The sequence below is a fragment of the Methanoculleus taiwanensis genome (genome assembly GCF_004102725.1).
GTDB classification, from domain to species: Archaea; Halobacteriota; Methanomicrobia; order Methanomicrobiales; family Methanoculleaceae; genus Methanoculleus_A; species Methanoculleus_A taiwanensis.
This window is the reverse complement of sequence record NZ_LHQS01000003.1, coordinates 334535-357691: the sequence shown is the minus strand read 5'-3', so window position 1 is coordinate 357691 and position 23157 is coordinate 334535. Positions and strand designations below refer to the sequence as shown.

Below are 23157 nucleotides of genomic sequence, written 5' to 3'. Positions count from 1 at the left end.
CGGCAGGATAGTATATAGGTATATCGGGACGTGCCCTGCCTGCCCGATCAGCACCTCAAAAAGAAAGGTATTACAGGTTTTTCAGGGCGACGATATCCGTGACGCCCGTCAGTTTCCAGATGTTCGAGCGCTCTTCGGACGCTATCGCCTCGAGCGGCTCCTCCGGTTTATGGCCGAGTGCTGCGAGGATATTCTGGGAGAGGTTCCTCTTCTTGATCATCTCGATGAACTTCTGCCTGATGATCTTCTTCTCGATGGCATCCTCAAGCTGGACGAGGTACCCCTGCATGGTCACGAAGGTGTATGAGGAGAGGTCTTTGGTGTAGCGCTCGACCTCCACCGAGACATAGGGGTGCTGCCGGAAGAGGTCGTTCTTTCGGCCGTATTTGGTTGCCAGGAAGTAGAGGAATCTCCCGTCGAAGACGTAGAGAAACGGAGCGATGTAGGGATACTTGTTCCCCTGGAATGCGATCCTGGAGACATAGCCCTCTTCGATGAGGTTGTCGTATTCTGCTTTGTCCATCCGTGGAATTTTAACAATTTCCATTTACATTCCTCACACTGTCGATTACTCGAAACCGTATTTAAATGTTTCTCTATTGCGCGTTATACCTGCTTTACGGACGTTTCTCCTCCGGGCCAGGAATAAACCGGAAAGCAGAACTCTCTTCGCTCTTTCATGCAGGAGAGCCCGGCCGGAGGTTTGTCCTGCGGTTTACAGTCGCCGGAAGGAGAATCCCGGTGCCGGATACGGGTGCGAAATTTCACGCCTTGCGACCATATGCACCCGGCTTCACCGTCTTCCACGTCATAGGATTTGTTTCTGCGGCCGGTTCCCGGAATAAATGCGCATACTTTTCCTATTTATTGACATATTAATTATATTGGGCTATTTTATATTGCGATATTATTATATGTTGCCGCATAAAATACTCAGGCATGCGCGTTCATCTTTCATCTGCGCTGTTTGTCATCGGAATCATCGGACTGTCCGGGTTCCTGCTTCCTGCATCGGCTCTGGACACACCTGTCTATGCAACTGCCGTCCCGACCGGGCATCCGGGGGCGTTCGGTTCTGTCACGATTCCGGGTCAGGGTTCATTCCCCGCCTCGAGTCCGCTATCGTCATACCTCACACCGAATCAGACGGCAAACGCCTCTGTCGAGGGCGGGATTGGCGGCGGTGCGGTGGAGGATAACTCTGCAGAGGTCGCCTCAGACAATAACGTGTCGGTGATGAACCAGGATCTCGATGCCGCCACTCCACCGTCCGTGGGCGAGACCTCGTACGACGATGCATACGCCGATGAGATGCTGCTCAGTCTCATCGCCGAGTCCGGGGTGCCCCTGATGATCTCTGCCGTGCAGTGCATGTACGCGGAGCACGGCAACGATACTGTCTCCCTGAACAAAGGGGGTGCTGAAATGTATAGCCTCGCCGTCGATGCTCGCGATAAAGCAGCATTGCTCACCGTATCCACCGGTATGGAACCTGTCCGGGCAGATTTCATGCGTGCACTTGAAGACTTTATCGAGGCAGGTTCTGTCCTGAAGGAGACCGGTATCGGGAACGCCTCTGCGACTGATGCGGCATTCGTGCAGATCACGGAAGGCTGCAGCTACCTGCGGACAGCGCTGCAGGGGCCCGGGCAGGAGGCGATGATCGTGGCGGCAGCTTCCGGTTCGCGCCTGCAGGCCGGCAGCATGCCGTATCAGGACGTTTCTACAGCGTCACGGGACGCCCTCCCTCTTCTCGAGCGGTTCAGCTACGATGATCCGGAGGGTGAGAACATGCTCTCGTTCATGGCCGAATCCACCGGAAAAGTTCGCTCGTATACCTACACCCGCGACGAGGAGAAAGTGGCCGTCACCGCAGGGCTCGGGCGCCAGTTCCTCCTCGTCGTCGTGAAAGCCACGAACGTCGGGCATAAGGGAGATGGAGATCTGTATGAAGCGGATACTCCAGACCTTGCCGCCGTAACGCTTCACCATCGCACCGACGTATACTCGCCGGTTGCGCTTCCGCCTACGACCTCTCTCGGCGAATCGTATGCCGGTGCCCGCCTGGAGCGGTACGAATCAAAGAAGAGCTTCCTTCTCTTCGACGTGCCTGCCACGCTGAACGTCTCCGAGGCACGCCTGCAGGTAGATTTCGGATCACCTGGTATCGCGGTCTGGAGCCTCAGAGAGGCTCAGGCCTGATTCTCTTTTCAGAGCCCTTTCTCTTCCGGTTGCCGGCACCACACCGGCAATCCGGATCTGCAAGGTTTTATGTGGCAGAACGGAACACTGTACCCATTCATGGAGCGTGGGGATTCTGTCGCAATGGTCGTCGCCCTGATCATCTTTGCAGGTATCCTGGTCTTCTCCCTTGCCGCTTCGGAGCCGGACGGGCTGCTCAACGCGTCGGTGCCGCACCCGGCAGCAGAGGGATGGGTCTTCCAGGCCGATTCTGCTCCCCTTTTCTCCGACACGTATGTCCGGCTTGCTGAAGGAAGTGCGCTCTCCGGAGAGCCCCTGCCGGCGGTGCCGCCGCCCGCTGAACCCGTGGAGAGCGGAGCTGCGAATACGACCTCTGTCGATACGGGCAATGCCACCGTGGAGATGCCCGAATATGACGATGATATTCTGGTAGATCTCATCGCCAACACCAGTATTCCCCTGACGATGCTCTCGGTGCAGAATGTGTATGCGCTGTACTACTGGGATGAGGCGGGCGTGAGTGATGCCGGTAGTGGCCTTGCGGATATGGCCACGGGCGTTCTTGAGAGAGTGAAGCCACTCGAGATCTCGCCCGAACGGGAAGGTACCCGATCCGCATTCGTTGCTGCTCTCGAGTCGTATGCGTCGGCCGGGAATCTTCTTCGGGAGGCGTCGCTCCTGAACAAGACCGAGGTGGATACTGCCTTTGAAAATATTACTGTGGGTACGGATCACCTCCGGGAAGCAATCGACGGGATCTCCGACCGGGCACCTGAGATCCCGCAGGAGGTCTCCGGTATAGGTGAACTCGCCCCCCGTTTACCGTCGGCCTCCCTGTTCCGGAACGCACTGCCGCTCCGGCAGCGATACACCTTCGATGACCGGACCGGTGCGAATATGGTCTCTCTGATCATCGAGTCGGCACGGAGGACCGGATCATATCAGCTTCTCGGAGGCGACCACGATATCGCCACCGCAGAACCGGGGCGGATGTTCCTGCTGGTTGCCGTGCAGGTCACCAACATCGGACACAAGGGGGAGAGCCGGACGTACAGCATAAAGACGCCGGGTCTCGGTTCGTTCACCCTCCACTATTACGATGCGACGTATTCACCGCTCACGGTAACCTCTTCCACTTCCTACGGCGCTCCATACCGGACAGTTACGCTGAGCCGGTACGAGACGACCGAGGGTTACCTTATCTACGACGTACCCGCGTCGCTCAACGTCTCCGATGCCTGCATCTCCGTGAACCTCGGGGATCAGGGTTCTCCTGTCTGGGCACTCGGCAAGACCATGCAGTAGGCAGTTTCCCGGGATCGAATGGGAGATATGCGGTGTTCCGACACGCTGCGGGTTCTTCCCCTCTCCGGGTTGAGGATTTTGCCGATACGGATCGTTTTATTGAAATCAGAAAAAATTATATGTTATCTTCTGGTATTCTGCGGTATGCGGTTGCAAAACTCCCTCCTGGCAACGCTGGTGCTCGTTGGTCTACTCGGCGGGATCGTCTTTACGGCGGTCGTGCCCGGAGAAGCCTCGGCAGGCACCGTCTATGCCGGTTTCATTCCGCTCCCGCTGAATCTGTTCGCCGTCGATGCATCCACCCCTGCCGCTCCGGTTCAGAATGCTTCCGATGTAGCGGGTGAGAGCGGCAGTCTCGCCCCCCTCTCGGGCGACGATGCGTTCGCCCTGCTGATGGCGGATTCGAGTCTCCCACTCCTGATGCTCTCTGTCCAGAATATTCACGCCGCATACTACCAGGATGAAAGGGCACTTTCTGAACTGGCTCCGGCGCTATCCGATCTGGCTCTCTCGACACTTCGGGATGCCGAGGCCTGCACGGTCTCCCCTGAAAACGAATCGGCCAGAACGGACTTTATTGCAGCTCTTGACGAGTACAGCGCGGCCGGCAGGATGCTCACCGAGAGCGGGCTCCGAGACCCTGCCGCGGTCGAGACAGCACTCGACCGCATCGCCGTGGGAACGGAGCGTCTGCACGTGGCAATGGCATCGCTCAGCGATACGGCAGATGTCGCTCCGGATGAGTTCTTGCTGCAGGCAGCGCCCTCTCCGATACCGACTCCCGCATTTCCCGGTGCTTTAGGCCTTGGCGAACGCTACTGCTATGACGACTCGAGCGGGGACAACATGCTCTCGCTCATCGTCGAATCAACGAGGCTGGCGCATGTGTTTACGGCAGCAGACTCGCCGGAGAAACGGTTCGAGGCCGGATTCGGGCAGCAGTATCTCCTCATCGCGCTCAAGTACACGCACCTCGGGTATAAAGGGGACGGAAGTAACTACCGTGTCAGGCTTCCCGGAGCACGGTCGTTCACGCTTGTACACCAGGACTCGACCTATCAGCCGATCGATGTCCCCGCGGTGACCTCGCATGGGCAGTCATACCTCGGCGGACAGCTTGATCGATACCAGGGACTGGAGGGCTTCCTCTTTTTCGAGGTTCCCGAATCGATAAATGTCTCGGACGCCTATCTCAAAGCCGATCTCGGATTGGGCAAGCCTATCTGGCGGCTTATGAATCTGCGGTGATCTGCCGATCCCGTCTGGCAAGTTCACTTTTTTGTTCGGGGTGGCCATTCTACCGGGTTTAAAACATTCGGGTACTCTCGATGGATCCGGTGTCCGCCCTGCACCGCTTCGTCCGGTATCCGGGGCGCAGTCGTGCCCGGGGAGCACCATCTTCCATTGTAAAATAAGGGCCTATCGGCGTTCATTTTCGATTTTACCGGAGTTTTTTGTGACCGATTCTGCTAAAAGAGGATGCCGGATTATCTCTGCCCTATTTTGAAAATACTCGGAAAATTGTGAGGTATACTGGCCATATGAGGCAGAGTAATTTTGAGGGGATGGATAGCATACCCCGACCGGAGATCGTCCGTCTGCGGGCTTCTGTGATGGTCGTTTTTCCGGCGGATTGTACCCGGATTCCGGGTATTTAAGCGTTCCCTGGCCAGAACAAGAGCCTGCATGCCCGGTCATCGAGCCGGTGATATCCGCAGGAGGCATCTGAAGACGGTTCTATTGTATCCGGTTCCGGCTGTTGCCCGCTTCGGGTGAAAAATGGATTGTTTCAGGCCGAAACCGAATCGAATGTCTCGAGGTTCAGAGCAGGCGTATACGTCCGGCCTTCTTTTTCTACCAGATCGACGGTGAAGATGAAGAGCCCGCCGTTCCGGCGCACCGCGTTCGACGTAAAGGTTACCGAACCGGCGCTGTCCGTCGTTCCGAATCCTGTGCCCCTTCCAAGGCCGCCCCAGTATCCGGTGACCTCAGCTCCCGGAACCGGGTTGTTGCCGTCATCGACGATTGTGACGGTCGCGATGCAGTAGGTGCGATACGAGTTCTCCTCTACCAGCATATCGATATCCCAAACGTGCATCCCGGGTGCTTCGTTCACCCCGATAACGGTGACGGCCTGCGTCTCCGTGGACGATCTGCCTCCGTTATCGGTGACGGTGAGTGTAACGGCATAGGTGCCCGCCGAATCATAGATGTGGGTTGCCGCCGTCCCGGTTCCGCTCGTGCCGTCGCCGAACTCCCAGTCGCACTGCACGATCATACCGTCCGGATCGTACGATCCCGCGGCGTCGAAGGCTGCCGGACTGTCCACATGTGCGGTGCCGTCTCCGCTGAGAACTGCAACCGGTGGCTGATTGGCTTTTACAACCACCTGTACCGAGTCGGTTGCAGCTGCACCGTCGGTATCGGTGACCCGGAGCGTGACCGTGTGTGTTCCGACGGCAAACGCATAGGTGATCTGCTCTCCGGTGCCAAGGGTAGCGTCTCCCTCCAGCCATTCGTAGGCGACGATGGAACCGTCGGGGTCGGATGACCCTGATCCGTCGAGCAGGACGGCCTCAAGGCCGTCACCGTCCGCATCGCCTGCCGACTTATCGGCGCCTGCATCGGCAACCGGGAGATCGTTTGTCAATGTCGTGAAGGTGTACGGGATCTCCCCGGCCGGGTCGGTGGCGGTATTCCCATACGCATCTGTCGATGAGACTGTATAGGAATATGTGACGCCTTTTTCGAGGTTTGCGAGTGTGATGCGGTGCGAAACGCCTGAAGCGGTTTCTGAGACCTGGTCGTTCAGGGCTGAGGGGGAGGTGCCGTACCGGAGGGTGCCCGATGCCGGTTCATCGGTCTGCCAGGTGATCACCGCACCGGTTCCGGTTATCTCCTTCACGGTCACGCCGGTAATACCCGGCGGGGTCGTATCCGTGACGACGACATCGCCTACCGCCCCGGCGGCGTTCACCAACCCGTAGCCGTACCACGCCGAGCGCCCGAGATCGGTTGCAGTGGTGGTGAGCAGCTCCCGCACTTCGGTGTTGCCGAGGTCAGGGTGAGCTGCAAGGACGAGTGCCGCAACGCCGGCGACATGCGGGCATGCCATTGACGTTCCGCTCACCGAGCGGTACCCGTCAGGATAGGTCGAGTAGATCCCGACGCCCGGTGCAGCGAGTTCCACGGCAGGCCCGGTACTCGACCATGATGCCCGCTGATTGTTCTCGTCGATTGCAGAGACCGCAATCACGGAGCCGTACCTGGCCGGATAGTCGACCGTATCGCCGTACCCGGAATACCTGCCGTCATTGCCTGCGGCCCCGACGAGAACGATCCCCGCCTCGTATGCTGCGTCGCAGGCCGAGCGAAGGGCATAGGAGTCGGAGTTGCTGCCAAGGCTCATCGATATGATCTGTATGTCGTTCTCGATCGCCCATTCGATGCCTGATACGACATCGCTGATGTATCCGCCGCCGCCGCTGCTTAGCACCTTGACCGCATAGAGATCGGCCTTCGGAGCGACACCGATGATACCGCTCTCATCTCTCTCTGCTGCAATGATGCCTGCACAGTGTGTTCCATGGCCGTTGTCATCCATGGGATCGGCATCGTCGTTGACGAAGTCGTATCCGCCCCGGTAGTTTCCTTCGAGATCCGGGTGAGTGTAATCGATGCCCGTATCGAGCACGGCCACGCGTACTCCGTCCCCGTCGACCGCCTCGTGCACCGTCGGTGCCCCGACTCTCTCGATACCCCAGGGAACGGTATCCCCGAGGGCATGCACCTGGTAGTCCGGTTCGATATAAGCTATCCTGGGGTCGCGTGCAATCCTCTCGATGGCGTATACTGGCATATCCACCGATACTGCCGAAATTCCGTGATGCAGATGCATGCCTGTGCCGTGCCGGAGCATTGTCTGATCGGGGTCGCCCCGAAACCCGATTATGACCCGCTCCGCCCCGGCTACTGTAACGAACGTGCCCGCTATCAGTAAAAGGGCTATCAGGCACAGGAAGTGTCTCCGTTTCATGGGTGTGCCGTATGCCTGAACCTATTATTTAAACGTTTCTTGGGGCAGACGCATATTTTGATTATTATTATTAACCTGCGAATAAAAGGGGTTGGTCAGGACAATGATTATTTTATTTAATTATTTCTCGCAGATTCCCCTGTATGAGAAAGTTATATATGTGAGTTACGTCTATGCGCGTCTAACATCGTTCAGGCGATGGGTATGAAAACAGGTGAAGAAAGCATGACGAAATCAAAATCCGGGCAATCAAACCGGTTGCTTCTCTGGTCGGTGTTTGCACTGGCCATTGCGGCACTGCTGTTCGTGCCCGTAAGTGCAGCGGATGTGGAGAATACCACGCCTGCTGTGTCGGCTCAAACTGCCTCGGCGCCTGCGCCATGTGAGGTCTGGGTCTGTCCGAGCTACGGACCATCTACTCCGGGATACGGATGCGATCACTTCGCGACCATCCAGGAGGCAGTCGATGCCGTCGCAGAATACGGCATTGTGCATGTTGGCGACGCGACCTACTATGAGTCGGTCGAGATCACCAAGTGCGGGGTCTCCGTGATCGCCGATGAGGGTACGGTCCTCGACGCGACGGGAGAGCCGATCGGCATTTACATCCACGATGCGGCGGACGTTACCGTCAGCGGTTTTACCATCATCAATGCCGAAGAGGTCGGGATTCTCGCTGAGTATGCCGACAATGTTCGGATAACCGACAACTGCATAGACCTCGATGTACTGTTTGGCGACGGTATCGCTGTCTACTGCTCTGATAATGCCGTCATATCCGGCAACGGCATCACGATCGATGCCTGCGCGGAAGCGTACGGTATCTACGTCGACGACTCTGAGAATCCTCAGGTAAACTGCAACGCCATCTGTATTAACGTCATTGGTTCCGGGAACACCGTCGCGACCGAAGAATCGATTGTCAGCGTTCTTGAGACCGGATATAAGGCAGACCACCGGTCAGGGATGAGATCCTCTGAGATCTCGGCAGCGGTTGAGCAGTCCTGCTACGCGTATGCCGCCGGTATCTCGGTCTACGGATACTCCGCGGTGGTTGAAGAGAACGTCGTCGACGTTACCGCAACCTGTGATGTCTGCGTTATCGGGAGCTTCGCCGGAACCGTCGGTATCGATGTCGAAGGCGACTTCGCCGAGGTCTCCTGCAACGAGATCACTTCGACTGCAGCGGCTGACTACGCCTACGCCGACGGCATCTATGCGACCGGCCTGAAAGTCCTTGTCGACTCCAACACGATCGACTCCTGTACCGAGGCGTACACCGCCGACCCGTACGGTATCGATGTATGGGACGCCGAGAAAGGCCAGATCGTCGGCAACGAGATCTGCATGAAGGTCTTTGGTGTCGTTGCCACCGGATATGGCATCAACGTCGACTCCGCCGAGAAGGTTCAGGTCATCGGCAACACCGTCGGTATCGACGCCTGTCTTGAGAGCCTTGTCCGCAACGGAGTCGTCGACAACCTCGATGCAGGATGCAGTGCAGCCTTCTGGATGGAGGGCATCTATGTCTGTGACAGTTACCAGTCTCAGATTGCCGGGAACTGTGTCGATATGGAAGCCAATGTTGCGGCTTCGTCCCTTAACGGAGCGATCGCCGTCGGAACCTCCGAGCGTGCCCAGGTAATGGACGCGATGCACGCCGAGGTCGCCGGTGAATCGGTTGCAGAGTGGTCGGGCACCACCGGTGTCGATATCGATGCCTGCGGCGATGCGGACGTTCACGACAACATTATCAGTGTCGACCTCTGCATCGAGGCTGCCGACGAGAGTGAGGCCTTTGCCCTTGCCTACGGCGGCATCTGGGCGGAAGGCCTGAGCCTCTGGGGTGGCTACGACTCCGACGTTTACGAAAACAGTGTCACCGTGCTCCTCGACACCGAGGTTGCTTCTGCTGCGGGAGACGAGACCGGCTATGCGAACACCGTTGGTCTTGCAGCAACCGAGGTACTCGGTATCACGCTCTATGACACCTACGACACGACCGTCATCGGCAACTGCGTCGATGTCGGCGGCAGCAACGCCGTCGTCGGTGTTGCGGTCGCATCCTACTCCGGCATGACGCCCGACTGCCTGATGGCACGGCTCGCCCGTGAGGGCATGTTCGTGCAGGAGCAGGCCATGCTGGTGAATGAATCGGTAAACTCGATCATCGGTTCCACCGATGCATTCGCTACCGTGAGATCGTCGAGCGCCGTCATCGGTGTCTTTGCGGATACCTGCGGAAATGTTGAGATCAACGACAATGCCGTCGATGTCTGCGTCGATACCGCGGCGGTCGCCGCCTCGTACGCCGAAGTAGGTATTGAAGATGCCCTGGCCGGTCAGACCGGGCTCGGTGCCGGGTTCGGTATCATCGGCCCCTCGGGTTACTCTGCAGTCATCACCGGGAACGATGTCTCCGTCAGCAGCGCTCTCAAGGCCGCTGCATATGCCGAAGAGGAGCTCGTCGGCACCAGGGATGCCGTCACGACCGGCCTGAACGGCGTGGCTGCGGTCGGTATCACTGCTCTCGCGTATATCAACGACATCTCCGAAAACACCGTCGATATCGATATCTGCGGTGAGTACGACGGCGCCTCCATCGAGGGCGTCCCGAACGAGTATTCCGGCGCATACGGCCTCCTCGGCTCGGCCGGTATCGGTATCGTAACGCTGAACACCCTTGATCAGATCGACATCCCCGTCGGTCAGAGCACTATCGAAGAGAACTACTACCAGAACACCGTGAAAAAGAATGACGTAACCGTTGAAAACTGCCTCTCGATGAACCTCTACGCCGAGGGTATCGGCGACCCGGTCGCTCTTGCGGGCGGTCTTGGTGCGAGCGTCGGTATCGTCGCTCCGAGGTCCTCCATCGACGGCAACGACGTGAACGTCACTGCCTGCGTTGAGGGAGCGACTGCGGAGACCTACGAAGCATCCGCTCTTGAGGTCGGATCTGCGAGCGGTGCCGCCGGCCTTGCCGTGGGTATTGCCTCGATCAACTCGATCGTCACCTGCAACAACGTCCTCGCGGACGCAAGCGCGAACGCCGCGGCCATCGCCGAGACCGAAGCGCTCCTTGAGAATGCGTGCGGTTACGCGCTCAGCGCCGGCCTCGGTATCGGTATCCTTGACCACGAGTCTGCCATCGAGCAGAACACCGTCGAGGGCCACGGGTGCGCGGTTGCCGAGGCTATCGCCGAAGGTTACCGCACCGACGCAGCATCCCTTGCGTTCTCTGCAGGCATCGGCGTCTTCACCTACGGTGGCGACGTGAACTTCAACGACCTCGTCGGGAGCGACGATGCCGGCCTCTTCGTGGTCGATTCCATCGCTCTGCCCACTGAGGTCGGTGCCGAGGACTTCGATCCCACCGATGCGACCTACAACTACTACGGCGCTATCAGCGGCCCCTCCGGTGTCGGACCTGGCATCGGTGATGCCGTCTACGGAACCTGCACCTACGAGCCGTGGCTGACTCAGCCCTTTGCAGTCGTCATCGGCGAGCAGAAGGCTGCCTTCGGCTTTGAGCTGAAGGGTGAGTACGACTACTACGCCCTTAAGATGGGCTGGAACACGCTCTCCACTCCGATCTCGCTCGTCAACAGCAGCTGGGGATCGATCAGCAAGCTCGGCGACGGCCTTGACTATTGCGCTGCAGTCACGTGGGATGCCGAGCAGCAGACCTGGGTGCAGGTCATCGACTCGACCGAGATAGGGCCGCTTGATGCGATCTTCATCAAGATGATCCGCGACGACCGTGTGCCGCTCGCGATCAACCCGGAGATCACAAGCCCGGCCGTAAAGTGCCTTAAGCCCGGCTGGAACCTGATCGGGCCTGCATACTGCCTCGACCAGGACTGCCTTCTGTGGGAGACCCTGCCGGTCGACAAGACGCTCGTCTCCGTGGCGGAGACTCCCGACGGGAAGATTGGCTACACACTCGTCGTCAGCCCGTCCGTGAACGAGGACTGCTGGGTCTACACCGCCGGGTGCGATGAGGCGCCGACCATGGATGTCGGACGAGGATACTGGGTCTTCATGAAGAACTGCGACACGCTTGCAGGCTTCTCCTCAACACCCCTGAACATCCCGGCAGTGAACCTCTGCTGCTAGGAATACTGCACGTCCGAGAAGGGGATGCAGAAACTGACAGCAAACGGCGGGAACCCCGGTTCCCGCTTTTTCTTTATGTGGGGATAAAACATGAAAAAAGGATACGTAATGCTCATCTGTCTCGTGGTCTCCTGCGCTCTGGTCACCACCGTTCTGGCAGAGGATGCGTCGAACCCGCCGCTCCCGCAGTTCTTCAACGGCTCGGTCGCCGATAACCTCGGCAATCCTGCACTGGCGGGGACGGAGATCGCGGCATATATCGACGGGAAAGAGTGCGGCAGTATCGTGACGACCAAGACCGGAGCCTATGGGTGGGTCTATCCCGGAGAGCCGACACTCATTGTTGTCGGTGATAAATCCGGCCAGCAGATCACCTTCTATGTGAACGGTATCTCTGCACAGCAGACCACAACGTTCGCGTCCGGAGAGGTCACTCGCCTCAGCCTGACCACCCGGGAAGCCATTCCGGCAGTTCCGCCCGGCTCGATCGAGTCGGTGGAGGTTACCATGCCGGCAGGGCAGGAGACGCCCTTTTCGTTCCCCGGTGCCGGTCTCTGGATCGGTCTTGTGACGGAAACTCCGCTGAGCGGTGAACAGCTGAGCGTCGCCCGGTATCCCGGCGACCAGAACCCCGTGAACGCCGGTATCGCCGGCCTGAGCGGCATGAAGTTCGTCGCTATCTCGACGACGATCCCGGCCAGCGCCATCTCCAAAGTCACCTTCCGGATGTACTATACCGATGCCGAGATCGCTGCTGCGGGCCTCTCTGAAGACAGCCTGAAGATCACCTGGTGGGACGGGTCTGCCTGGCAGGATGTCACGACCGGACGGAACATGGATCAAAACTACGTCGAAGCCGTCGTTGACCACTTCAGCATCTACGGACTCTTCGGCGCACCTGCCGTACCCCCCACACCGACGCCCGGCGGTGGCGGCGGTGGCAGTGGTGGCGGCGGATTGCCTGTACCGAGCGGTGGGACCGGGGGCAGTATCTTCTCCGGCGATCTGGTGGAAACCGGCAGTTCCGACACCCAACCGTCCAACGTGACGGAGACCCCGGAGATCACCCCGACCGAAACGGTGACTGTTCAGCCGGAGGAGACTGCAACGGCGCCGGTTACTACCGGCAGCGAGACCTCCGCCCCGATCGGCGAGGTTCCGATGCTCGCGATCATCGGCGTGGTCATTCTGGCTGTGGCTGCTGTCGGAGGCATCTTCTTCCTGCGCAGACAGTAACCCCCGGATCTTCTTTTCTTATCCGGTATTGCGGGATCTCCGGATGCAGGCGTGGGATTGCCTCATGCCTCCCTTAGATCCCGGTTGCGGTGTCCGAGACGTTTACGGCGAGGATGAATCTGTCATCGGTGCTTGTGGCGTTCTCCCATGGGCGTTTATACACGGCCGAGAAGGTTTCTCTTCCCCCGTCCGCTGTTCTGAAGAACCATTCATGGGTTCCGCCCGCCCCGACGAGACCTGTCTCGTTTTCGGTGAAGAGATCGCCGACGATGGTAAGCCCGTCGGTCGTCGAGACATTCCATACGTACCCCGTCGACGGATTTTCATCCAGTCTGACGGTGGCATAGGTGCCGGGCGAAAGGGTCACCGTGCCTCCGTTATCCGCCCCGGTGAAGACGTCGGTCCGGTTCTCGACGACCTGCATGGTGATCTGGAACCGTTCCACGGTTTCGGTGGTATTCTCCCCGGGTTCCTGGAGGAGCGCCGTGAACTGGTGGGTGCCCGTATCGTTCGGCACAAGGTGCCACTCCCGGATACCGGGAGCCGCGGCGCTTTCGTTCCCGGATTCGGGTATGAACGTCTCACCGACAAGCTCCATGCCCCGTGTGACCGTTACGTTCCAGAAATATGGGGTCGACGGGTTTTCCGGGAGCCGGACGGTGATGGCGCTCGTGAGCGGGATGACCACCGTCTCGTTGTTGTCCGCCCCGGTGACGATATAGTCCTGCACCTTCGATTCGTCTGCAGGCATCAGCACCTGATCGATGGTGTGGATGGTGCCGTTGCTTGTATTGATATCGGGCGTGAGAATCATCGCGCCGCTCACCGTCAACCGGTTGTTCGTCTCGTCGAGATCGATTGTCAGATTCTCTCCGGAGAGCGTCTGCAGCGTGATCCCGGCTTCCCTGCCGGTCATGTTCCTATCCTGCACCATCTCTTTGAGCTGCTCTGCTGTGAGGTCTCCCCTGACAACGTGAGACTCGAGAGTTGTTCTGAGTCGCTCGGTGTCGTTCATAAGTTCTCCCGCGGTTTCGTTGCCCAGGGCTGCGAAGGCGGAATCTTCCGGTGCAAAGACGGTATAGGGGCCGCCGATTTGAAGTGTCGCGGTCAGGTTGGTCGCGTCGAGCGCCCGGGCGAACTCGGTCAGATTCCGGTCCGCCTCGATGGCGCCGATCAGGGTCATATCCCCTGTCACGGTATCCGTCGTCAGATCTCCCGTTGTATTCTCCTCTCCGGCGGGATCTGCCCCTGTCGTGGCAGGTAACGCCAGAAAAAGGAATACTACGCTCAAAAGCAAAATCTGTCTCATTACGCTCCCCCTTTACGTGAAGCGGAGAATGCACCAATTATATTTAACCATTATTATACTCGGTATGAGCCTGTGATCCGGTATAGCAGCTGCTATACGCCGCGTGCCGGGGTGGGCGCCCCCGGGCTCTTCTGCAGGCCACGCCGTCCTCACCGGAGGTTCACGATCGTTGCGCTTCGGGTACCCGTCTCCAGCAGTGCGATCGAAGGTTCCCCGAAGAGGTAGCCGCAGACCTCGCCCGGGTTGATGACGAGAGTCTCCCCGCTCATCTGCATCCCTGCCCGGTGAGTATGGCCGTGGACGACGACATCGAAGGCCTGCCGTTCGGTAAGTGCTGAGAGGAGTTCGATCTCTTCGCCATGCAGCAGACCTAGCGTAATCCCGCCTGCCGTAACGGCGGCAAACCGACCCCGCAGTTCGAGATCGTCCGCCTCGGCGAACCGGACCTTCAGCAGTGCGTGATCTCCGTCATTATTCCCGAGTACGCCGATAAGCGGAGCGTTCAGTCTTCCGAGGCGGGGAATGACGAACGGAGAGACGTAGTCGCCGGCATGCAGGACAAGGTCGACACCCTCATCATTCAGCCTCCCGACGGCCAGGTCGACCATTTCCAGATTGTCATGCGTATCAGAGATCAGGCCGATGAGCATATGGTTCTCACCCGGGTATCCCGATTACGGCCGTGCTCTTATACCTGCTGATACCGTTCCGGCCTGCCATTCTTCCGGAGTGCGGGGCGCGCTCCTGGCTGGAGGTCAAATCATCCGGGATTTTTAGAATGTACACTGGATTGAATCGTTCCCGGATCGTAAACTCCATATTCCCCTTCTGGCGATACAAGAGTATGGCAGATCTCCTCAGGCCGTATGCCGCTCTTGCACGCGGCATACGGCCGGACGGAGTGCAATATGGAGGTAGCGTATGTGGCTACTTGTCAGGCAATCAAGCGGAAAGATGGAAGAACGGGAGTACCCACCCGGCTTGTACTTTGAGATCGGCGACGTCCTCGAGGACGGTGCCGTGGTGATGGATGTTCCGTATCCCGACAGTATCGATGACGATCTCGAAGCACTCGACATGTACGACGATTAACCGCTTTACGGTGGAGAATGCGGCAGGTATGCCGGTGGCGTTGCGTATGCTCCGGGACGACACCCGGAGACGCAGGCAACCTGCATCGCCCGGTTCATCCGGTTATCGGATCCGAAACTCCCAGAGACTCTCTCCCGAGACCTTTCCCTCGCTGAGATGCTCCATCTCGTGGGCGAGATCGTATGCCGTCGATCCTGAAAAGGTCATCTTCGTCTCCGGGAGTCTCTCCGTGACGATCTCGCGCCGGAGGGGGTTGACGGTCATTATGATGATCTGCTCGGCCTGCACCTTCACCTGAAACGGTCGCGCAACCAGCATCCGAATCTGTTCATCACCACACTTCTCGAGCCGGTGAACTGTCCCCTCGCTCTCGATGATCTGCGGGTTGACGAGGAGGAAGATCTCCTCGCGTGTATACCCAACCCTCGTCTCGTCGTCGTATATGGACGTCTTCTTCGCTATCGAGATCGTTTGGATCTCTTCTGCAGCATAACTCCAGTCTCCTCCGAACCGGAGCGAGAAGAAAAGGGGAAGAAATGCATCCGTCGGAATGCCGAACCGTTCCGGAAGGTCCCTCTCCGCCTTCAGAAAGGAGAGCTGCTTCTGGAGCTCACTGGTATCCATCGTCCTTCCGTAAGACCGATGCTGTCCATAAAGGTGCCGGGGAGGCCGAACCTTCCTGAGTGCCAACTTATTTCTCACCGGGAGGTATGGGTATGCCGATGAGTGATGGCACGAGTACATTTTGTCTACCCCAATGTCACCGAACTGAAGCAGCGGGGAGGGCTGATCGAACGTTGGGAACGGGCACGGAATGCCCGGTGTGATATCGTCGAGGTTCCCGCAGACCTGATCAAGAACAAGACCGAGGTGGAGCGTACCGGACAGGATGTCGGTGCATTTCTTACGCAATCTTCGATAGAACTGCTTTATCAGCGTGACCGGCCGGTTCCCGCCGATCTGAAGTATTCTCTCCATACAGATCCGTCGATCCCGAGGAATGATCGTCACGGGCGGCGGATCGTACCGCCTCTGCGGTGGCATGACCCTGCGTGGGTGAGCGCCTACGCCGATATGCTCCTCGGTCTCTCCGACTACCTCGGCACTTCCCCGCACGCCGTCGAGATCTACTCCGGGGATCGGAAAAACACCGTCGCGGATATCGTTCGGGCTATCGCCGTCCTCTCCGGTGCGTATCTGGATGCGCTCGGTTCGTCACCGATCTTCCTCCTCGTGAACCGGGCTGAACAGGCCGTCTTCTCCGAAACGCAGCTGCGTTCGTTCTGGCTGCACCTCACCGACCACTGCCCTGATATTGAGACTTTCGCCGGTGTTGCCCTTGATATCAGGCAGTTCCGGATCGCAAAGGGAGACGAATCTGCCGCGGCATTCGCCCGGATTTTCCCGGAATCACTGAAAGGGTTCCATATGCCGGCAGGTCCTCGGGAGCCGGGTAATGAGAGCACCTTCTGGGATTCGGTATCTGCAACCATGCTCTCGCTCCGGCACGAATTTTTCGTCAAACCGGATGTCATCCAGCAGAGCCGGGTGGAGGATGGCGTCAGGTTTGCTGCCGGGATGCTCCGGAGGGCCGGGAGAGAACTGCCTCCTGCATGATACTCCGTGCCGGAGCTCCCCCTGCGGCGGATGAGTCCCTTTCCGCCACATCCCAACATTCATATAATCCGCCCGCTGTAGACACTGCCATCATGGAGCAGATCTCTCTCTTCGAGTTTCCCGCAGACCTTGAATGGTTCAATACGGATCGCCCTCTCTCGATGCAGGATCTGGCAGGAAAGATCGTGCTGCTCGATTTCTGGACATTCTGCTGCGTCAGCTGTATGCAGGTGATGCCGGATATTACGCGGCTTGTCGAGAAGTATCCGGAGCTCGTCGTCATCGGGGTGCACTCCCCGCGATACGAGCTTGAGCGTGTGACCGGGAATATCAGGGAGGCTATCCTCCATACTGGCTTTGAGCATCCCGTTATCGTCGACCGCGATCTGACCTTCTGGCGCCGCTTCGGTATCAGGTCGTGGCCGTCGTTCGTCCTGATCGATCCCGAGGGAGCTGTTGTCGGCAAGATAGAGGGCGAAGGGATCTATGAGCGGCTCGATCCGATGATCGCGAAGATAAGCAGGACGTATGAAGGACGGGGAACGCTGAAGAAGGAGCGTATGGCCTTCGGATTCATTCGGGATACCGCACGAGGAGGCATGCTCTACTATCCGGGGAAGATCGAGGCCGACTACGGGGGAGAGAGGCTCTTTATATCCGACTCGAATCACCACCGTATTCTTCTTGTCAGGCCGGACGGAAAGATACTCGAGGCTATCGGATCCGGTAAACCCGGTCGCCGGGACGGATCCTTCGAGGAGGCTGCCTTCTACATGCCGCAGGGACTTGCATACGACGGCCGGGAGTCGGTTCTGTATGTTGCCGATACCGGCAATCACCTCATCCGAAGAGTCTCTCTCCGGGAAAGGACGGTGGAAACGATCGCCGGCACGGGGCTTGAGGCGATGCCCGGGAGGGACATCGGCGGGGATACCGACGTCGCGCTCAGTTCTCCCCGGGATCTCGTGCTGCTCGGCGAGGATCTCTGGATAGCCATGGCGGGAACGCGCCAGATATGGAGGATGGATCTTGCTACGCACGAGGTCCGGCCGTATGCCGGCACCGGAGCCGCGGCACTCATCGACGGGCCGCTTGAGGAAGCAGCGTTTGCAGAGCCTACCGGCATTACGACGGACGGCGAGGTGCTTTATGTGGCGGACAGCGATGCCTCCGCGATCAGGCAGATCTGTCGTGGGATGGTCACGACACGCATCGGTCACGGCCTCACCGATTTCGGTGACCTCGATACTATCGCACGGATGGCACGAGTTCACCACCCGCTCGGTGTGACGTTCGCGGACGGCCGCATTTACATTGCGGACACCGGGAACCACAAGATCAAATGGCTCGATGTGGCGACGGACTGGGTCATCTCCATGGCAGGGAACGGGAGACGCGGCTACCGGGACGGTCTCGCCGGGGACGGTATGCTGAGTGAACCGGGCGGGCTTGTAGCCTTCGGCGGGCTTTTTTACATTGCGGATACCGGCAACCACGCTATCCGGGTGTACGACCCGGTACGGCATCTCATCTCGACGCTGGCGATCTGGAAATGAGTTCAAACCGCCTCCCGGAGTTTCTCCTCCCGATCCTTCCGGGCCGCGAGGTCTCTCCCGGCTTCGGGCGCAATCATCTGGCCGCCTCCTGTGAGTCACTCTTATATATGAGGAGTGCGTCGTAGCGCACTGTACATCCGTTTGAAACGGAGGGGGTAGGTATGAGATTGTATGGAATGGTGTTGGTTGCTCTGGTGCTCGGGGCACTGACCGTATGCTGCGGGTGCACGACCGAGCTGCCCGGCAATGAGACTGCAAACGAGACTGCAAACGAGACTGCGGATCAGACAATCGTCGATATCGCAGCGAACGATTCCCAGTTCTCGACACTCGTCGATGCACTTGTGGCTGCGAATCTGACCGATACGCTGAGTCAGGAGGGGCCGTATACGGTCTTTGCACCGCCGAACAGTGCTTTCGAGCAATTGCCTGCAGGCACGCTGGATCAGCTGATGCAGGATCCAGAGGGCGATCTGCAGCAGATTCTGCTGTACCACGTTGTTCCCGGACAGTACATGTCCTCGGATCTGGCACAGTTAAACTCCCTTGAGACCCTTGAAGGCAGCACACTCTCCGTCAACACGACGAACGGTGTCGTGACGGTTGACGGAGCCATGGTGACGACGAGTGATATCGAGGCGAGCAACGGTGTCATCCATGTTGTGAATGCAGTGATGGTGCCCCCGACGGTCTCTGTCGGCGGAGGGAATGAGACCGGCAACGTAACGGTGAATACGACCTGATCAACGGCCATTCTTAAGAGGAGGGGCAGCGGGAGAGTCATGCGGCGGGATGAACCGTCCCTGCCCGACTCTCCCGACGGTGCCGATCATGCCCGGCTGTCGGGCTGGTGGTGGAATCATCTATGATTGATCCCCGAGCTCCGGCGAAGTCCTGTCCTGGGTGGCATCCTCTGTCGTAGTGCACGACGGAGATTCCGGATGCATCTGCCTCGAAGGAACCTTTTTTACATCTGCCTGTAATGCTGCTCCGGTGGTTCCGGTGAGCGTCATTGTAATATACCGAAGTTCAGGCTGCAACATCTGTGCGCAGGCGACGGACAACGTCCGATTGATACTTGCCGAGCTCGGCATCGATTACGATGAGGTGGTTCTTGAAAGGATCGTTGGTGAGGGATCTGCAGAGATCGAAGAACTCCGTCAGATAAATCTATACGGCGTTCCCGTCATCAAGATCGGTGATAAGGTGCTTGTCCAGAGCGATACGCTGAGTGCGTGGAAGGTGCGTGAGTTCGTGCAGGAATGCCTGAAAGGGATGGTAATGGTGCCGCACGCCCTGGGCGAACGGTAGTCCCCTCCTGTTTTCTGTCTGTTATGGGGAGCTCCGCTCTCTACCGGGCGTATTGGGCAAAGGAGGCATGAACCGCTTCATCCCCGCACTTCACATGTCTCCGGCCATTTTGGGTCGATGCGGGCAGAATCTATGTGACGATGCCGGAAAGAAGATGCAAAGAACAGAAAGAATCGATGCGCCGACCGGGACTCGAACCCGGGTTTAGGCGTTGGCAACGCCTAGTGATAACCACTACACTATCGGCGCACACATCGTGTGCCTTACAACGTGGTATCCGGTAGGATATAAGCCTATCGAAATGGTGCACGCTAGATGATGATATTCTCCGTCTCCTCGCAGAGATTCTCGCAGATCTCCCTGACATACGCGCTTCGGGTGACGATGATGAGCTCATCCTCCGGCCGAAGCGCGGGTTTCTCTCTTGCCAGGAGGAACCGGCCGTCACGGTAGATGCCGATGACGGCGCTATCCTCGGGAAGGTTGATATCGTCCATTCTGGTTCCTTTAAGCCGCTTTTCAACGATAATACTGATAAATCGGACATCGCCGCGGATGAGTGTGGAGAGCTCGGTGGTATCCACGCCCCTGAGCGCATCGGTGATGATCATCGATCCGATCTGCGCCGGGTTGATGATGTGGTGGAACCCGAGTTTCTTCGCCACCGCCAGGAACTGTTCATCGTCGGTTCGAAGCACGATCTCGGGGACGTCCGATTTACGCGCAACCAGGCCGATGATGATGTTGTCCTGGTCGTGGTCGGTGCATGCCACCACGGCATCTGCGTCTCCAATCTCTGCTTTTTCGAGCACGTCCGGCCGGGTACCCTCCGCATTGATAACGGTGCAGTCGAGGATCTCTGCAAGTTCCCGGGCACGCCCGGCATCCCTGTCGATCAGGATAACTTCATGCCGCTCGCGGATCAGGCGCTGTGCCAGATGCTGTCCGAGCGGGCTCGCACCGACGATGATGATACGCATGTATGGTTCGCTTCCGTAATCCGGATGTTACCCCGGCCTATCCCCTTATACCTGCCGGTCGTCTCCGTCTCTTCACCGCTCCCTGCCAAGCGCCCTGCCGATGTTCCGGTTGGCGAGCAGCCACATCCCCGGTATCAGCACCAGAATAAAGACGAGCATCGCAAGCGCGTAAACTTCTGCCGTGATGAGCAGAAAATTGAAGAGGGCGTGGAGAACCATCGCAACGACGAGGCCGCGGGCAACGATCCCCCGGCGCTGCTCGGGGGGAGCGAACTTCGCTCTCCCAAGGGCGTATCCCCAGATGCATGCAAAGAGGGCGTGTGCAGGAACCGAGAAGAGTGCACGAACGACGATCGTTCCTACCGCCGCTTCCGGAGAGAGGGTATAGGCCGAGAATACGTATATCAGGTTCTCGAGCGATGCGAATCCGAGTGCTGCCGACGCCGCGTAGACGATACCGTCCATGGGTTCGTCGAACTCTCGGTCGCGATAGATCCCTTTCCGGACAACGAAATACTTCCCGTACTCTTCGACTATAGGTGCGACGATAACCGCGAGAACGAGCGGTGAGGCTATCAGGATGCCGACGACCCCTTCAATGAAAGCGACCGGAAACGTGACGGCGATGCCGAGGAGGAACATCCGCAGAACCAGATACGCCGGTTCGGGGTCGTACCGGTCCCGGTGGTAGAAGTACCAGACCCAGAAGATTCCCGGGCCGAGTGCCAGTGTAAACAGGACGAGGAGGTCTATCTGCACCATTTTTGCTCCGGAGTTCTCTGCCAGTCACTGTCCTGATCGCTGATGAGTCTTTCCCGGCAGGATTCGCCCGCCGGGCGCTCCCGCCCCGCTACCTGACGATCGGAATTTGGGCTGCAGGCGCCTTCCCGGCGCCTGTTCCGGCGGCGCGGTCAGGCCTCCTTCGCCACGTGCTGGGCATGAGGAAGATGAGAAGAGGGATTATCTCAATTCTTCCGAGCAGCATATCGGCGATCAGGACGGCTTTCAGTGTTCCTGCCATCTCCGCCCCGGTAATGCCGGAGGAGAGGCCGACGGTCCCAAGAGCGCTCGAGACTTCGAAGACTGCATCGACCATGGGAACTCCGTGGAGCATAACGGCGAACGCTGAGAGAGCGACGGCGGCGAAGTAGAGCAGGACGAAGGTGAAGAGGTACGTGAGCTTCTGTTCGTCGACGATATGGTCTCTTATCTTCAGCGGGATGACGGTCTCCCGCGGTACAAAGAATCTGACGAATACAATCCGGACGAGTTGTACCAGTATCACAATGCGGACGATCTTAATCCCGCCCGCCGTCGAACCGACCCCCCCGCCGATCCACATCAGCGCCGTCAGCACGGCTTTCGATGTATCCGGGAGAGCGCCGATATCGATCGTCGAGAAGCCCGCTGTCGTCAGTGCCGAGATTGCCTGGAAGGCTGCCTCCGAGACGATGATCCCGGGCGCAGCTCCTGGAATGGTGACAGCGAGGCCGACTGTCCCGAGAGTGAGGAAGAGTATGAAGTAGCGCAACTGGATGCTCGCGAGAGCAGTTCGCGGCGCTCTGAAGAGTTTTGGGTAGAGGGCGAAGTTGGCCGCTCCCATGATGCACCCGAACGCGATGATGATGGGGATGCCGCCCCCCGAAAACCCGGCGATACTCTCAGGTTTGGTTGAGAATCCTCCTGTAGATACCGTTGTGAATGCTTGACAGACTGCATCGAAGATCGGCATGCCTGCGAGGAGCAGCAGTATGAAGGTGAGGATGGTGATCCCTGCATAGACCGTCCCGAGTACCCTGGCCGTCCCGGCGACGTTCGGTCGAAGGCGCGTCTCGCCGATATTTGCGTCAAAGAGCCGGAACGCGCTTGTTCCTGGTGTTACGAGAATGGAGAGTGCAAGGACGGCGATACCGATGCCGCCGACCCACTGCGCCCATGACCGGGTGAAGAGGAAGAGGGCGCTCACCCCTGCCGGTGCGACGGAGAGGCCGGTCGTCGTCAGTCCGGATACGCTCTCAAAGAGCGCATCGAGTGCCGGCAGGTTGTTTACGAGAGCGAGGGGGACGGCATTGATGATCGAACTTAAGGGGAAGACGATAGCGGCGATGACAATCGCCTCTTTCTGGTGAAGCTCGCACTCGGGGAGGAGACGGATCAGAAGGCCGCCGGCAAGCAGGGTGACGCCGCTGCTCGCCGCGTAGATCGCTGCCGGGACAATCTCGCCGAGAATAAGCGCGGCAGCGACCGGCACTGCTATGATAGCGCCGATCATCAGCAGAAGGTAGCCCGTGTATTTCAGGATCGACCGTGAATTCACCGGGGAGACCAGTTCGTGCATGCTCCTTCGGCGATATACTGCGGATTATTATTTAGAAGATTTCCCTCCCCGAAAAA

18 protein-coding genes and 1 tRNA gene are annotated in these 23157 nt (G+C 58.6%); 10 read left to right on the top strand and 9 right to left on the bottom strand.

Annotation, left to right across the window (positions count from 1 at the left end; genetic code table 11):
• Positions 1-70 precede the first annotated feature (70 nt).
• Positions 71-547, bottom strand: coding sequence for a pyridoxamine 5'-phosphate oxidase family protein (locus ABH15_RS12335; RefSeq protein ID WP_128694684.1), 477 nt, complete (start codon positions 545-547; stop codon positions 71-73).
• Positions 548-939: 392 nt separating this feature from the next.
• Between ABH15_RS12335 and ABH15_RS12330 the strand changes: the two genes are divergently transcribed.
• The 3 genes from ABH15_RS12330 to ABH15_RS12320 all read left to right on the top strand — a co-directional run bounded on the left by ABH15_RS12330 (position 940) and on the right by ABH15_RS12320 (position 4755).
• Positions 940-2202, top strand: a complete 1263-nt coding sequence (locus tag ABH15_RS12330; protein WP_128694683.1) for a hypothetical protein — start codon at positions 940-942, stop codon at positions 2200-2202.
• 99 nt (positions 2203-2301) lie between these two features.
• Positions 2302-3507, top strand: coding sequence for a hypothetical protein (locus ABH15_RS12325; RefSeq protein WP_128694682.1), 1206 nt, complete (start codon positions 2302-2304; stop codon positions 3505-3507).
• Between the two features lie 144 nt (positions 3508-3651).
• The gene (locus tag ABH15_RS12320) at positions 3652-4755 is read left to right on the top strand and encodes a hypothetical protein (RefSeq protein WP_128694681.1); all 1104 of its coding nucleotides are present in this window, start codon (positions 3652-3654) and stop codon (positions 4753-4755) included.
• A gap of 541 nt (positions 4756-5296) precedes the next feature.
• Here ABH15_RS12320 and ABH15_RS12315 read toward each other — a convergent pair.
• A complete protein-coding gene (locus tag ABH15_RS12315; RefSeq protein ID WP_128694680.1) occupies positions 5297-7543 on the bottom strand; it encodes a S8 family serine peptidase in 2247 nt (748 codons plus the stop codon).
• A 225-nt stretch (positions 7544-7768) separates the two neighbouring features.
• On the opposite strand from ABH15_RS12315, the gene ABH15_RS12310 reads away from it, so the two are divergent.
• Together ABH15_RS12310 and ABH15_RS12305 are read left to right on the top strand one after the other, a co-directional pair.
• Positions 7769-11662 (top strand): NosD domain-containing protein, encoded by a 3894-nt coding sequence (locus ABH15_RS12310; RefSeq protein WP_164913752.1) that lies wholly within the window; start codon positions 7769-7771, stop codon positions 11660-11662.
• Positions 11663-11752: 90 nt separating this feature from the next.
• Positions 11753-12898: a hypothetical protein gene (locus ABH15_RS12305; protein WP_128694678.1), complete on the top strand. Its 1146-nt coding sequence runs from the start codon at positions 11753-11755 to the stop codon at positions 12896-12898.
• Positions 12899-12971: 73 nt separating this feature from the next.
• Here ABH15_RS12305 and ABH15_RS12300 read toward each other — a convergent pair whose 3' ends face one another.
• Together ABH15_RS12300 and ABH15_RS12295 are read right to left on the bottom strand one after the other, a co-directional pair.
• On the bottom strand, positions 12972-14081 hold the full coding sequence (locus ABH15_RS12300; RefSeq protein ID WP_164913751.1) for a protease inhibitor I42 family protein: 1110 nt from the start codon (positions 14079-14081) through the stop codon (positions 12972-12974).
• A 275-nt stretch (positions 14082-14356) separates the two neighbouring features.
• The gene (locus tag ABH15_RS12295; protein ID WP_128694676.1) at positions 14357-14857 is read right to left on the bottom strand and encodes a metallophosphoesterase; all 501 of its coding nucleotides are present in this window, start codon (positions 14855-14857) and stop codon (positions 14357-14359) included.
• 271 nt (positions 14858-15128) lie between these two features.
• Here ABH15_RS12295 and ABH15_RS13730 point away from each other — a divergent pair, with 271 nt between their 5' ends.
• On the top strand, positions 15129-15299 hold the full coding sequence (locus ABH15_RS13730) for a hypothetical protein (RefSeq protein WP_164913750.1): 171 nt from the start codon (positions 15129-15131) through the stop codon (positions 15297-15299).
• 102 nt (positions 15300-15401) lie between these two features.
• On the opposite strand, the gene ABH15_RS12290 is transcribed toward ABH15_RS13730, so the two are convergent.
• Positions 15402-15923, bottom strand: coding sequence for a RimK/LysX family protein (locus tag ABH15_RS12290; RefSeq protein ID WP_128694675.1), 522 nt, complete (start codon positions 15921-15923; stop codon positions 15402-15404).
• Between the two features lie 102 nt (positions 15924-16025).
• Here ABH15_RS12290 and ABH15_RS12285 point away from each other — a divergent pair, with 102 nt between their 5' ends.
• The 4 genes from ABH15_RS12285 to ABH15_RS12270 all read left to right on the top strand — a co-directional run bounded on the left by ABH15_RS12285 (position 16026) and on the right by ABH15_RS12270 (position 19783).
• Positions 16026-16916, top strand: coding sequence for a hypothetical protein (locus ABH15_RS12285; protein WP_128694674.1), 891 nt, complete (start codon positions 16026-16028; stop codon positions 16914-16916).
• 92 nt (positions 16917-17008) lie between these two features.
• Positions 17009-18472, top strand: a complete 1464-nt coding sequence (locus tag ABH15_RS12280) for a thioredoxin-like domain-containing protein (protein ID WP_128694673.1) — start codon at positions 17009-17011, stop codon at positions 18470-18472.
• A gap of 161 nt (positions 18473-18633) precedes the next feature.
• On the top strand, positions 18634-19215 hold the full coding sequence (locus ABH15_RS12275) for a fasciclin domain-containing protein (RefSeq protein WP_128694672.1): 582 nt from the start codon (positions 18634-18636) through the stop codon (positions 19213-19215).
• A gap of 259 nt (positions 19216-19474) precedes the next feature.
• A complete protein-coding gene (locus ABH15_RS12270) occupies positions 19475-19783 on the top strand; it encodes a glutaredoxin family protein (protein WP_164913749.1) in 309 nt (102 codons plus the stop codon).
• Between the two features lie 177 nt (positions 19784-19960).
• Here the strand turns inward: ABH15_RS12270 and ABH15_RS12265 are convergent.
• The 4 genes from ABH15_RS12265 to ABH15_RS12250 all read right to left on the bottom strand — a co-directional run bounded on the left by ABH15_RS12265 (position 19961) and on the right by ABH15_RS12250 (position 23101).
• Positions 19961-20032: transfer RNA gene (locus tag ABH15_RS12265), tRNA-Gly, on the bottom strand.
• 62 nt (positions 20033-20094) lie between these two features.
• Entirely contained in the window at positions 20095-20763 is a 669-nt protein-coding gene (locus ABH15_RS12260) for a potassium channel family protein (RefSeq protein ID WP_128694670.1), read from the bottom strand.
• Between the two features lie 72 nt (positions 20764-20835).
• Complete coding sequence (locus tag ABH15_RS12255; RefSeq protein WP_128694669.1) at positions 20836-21525, bottom strand: PrsW family intramembrane metalloprotease; 690 nt, start codon at positions 21523-21525, stop codon at positions 20836-20838.
• Positions 21526-21613: 88 nt separating this feature from the next.
• A complete protein-coding gene (locus ABH15_RS12250) occupies positions 21614-23101 on the bottom strand; it encodes a TrkH family potassium uptake protein (protein ID WP_128694668.1) in 1488 nt (495 codons plus the stop codon).
• Between the last annotated feature and the right edge of the window lie 56 nt (positions 23102-23157).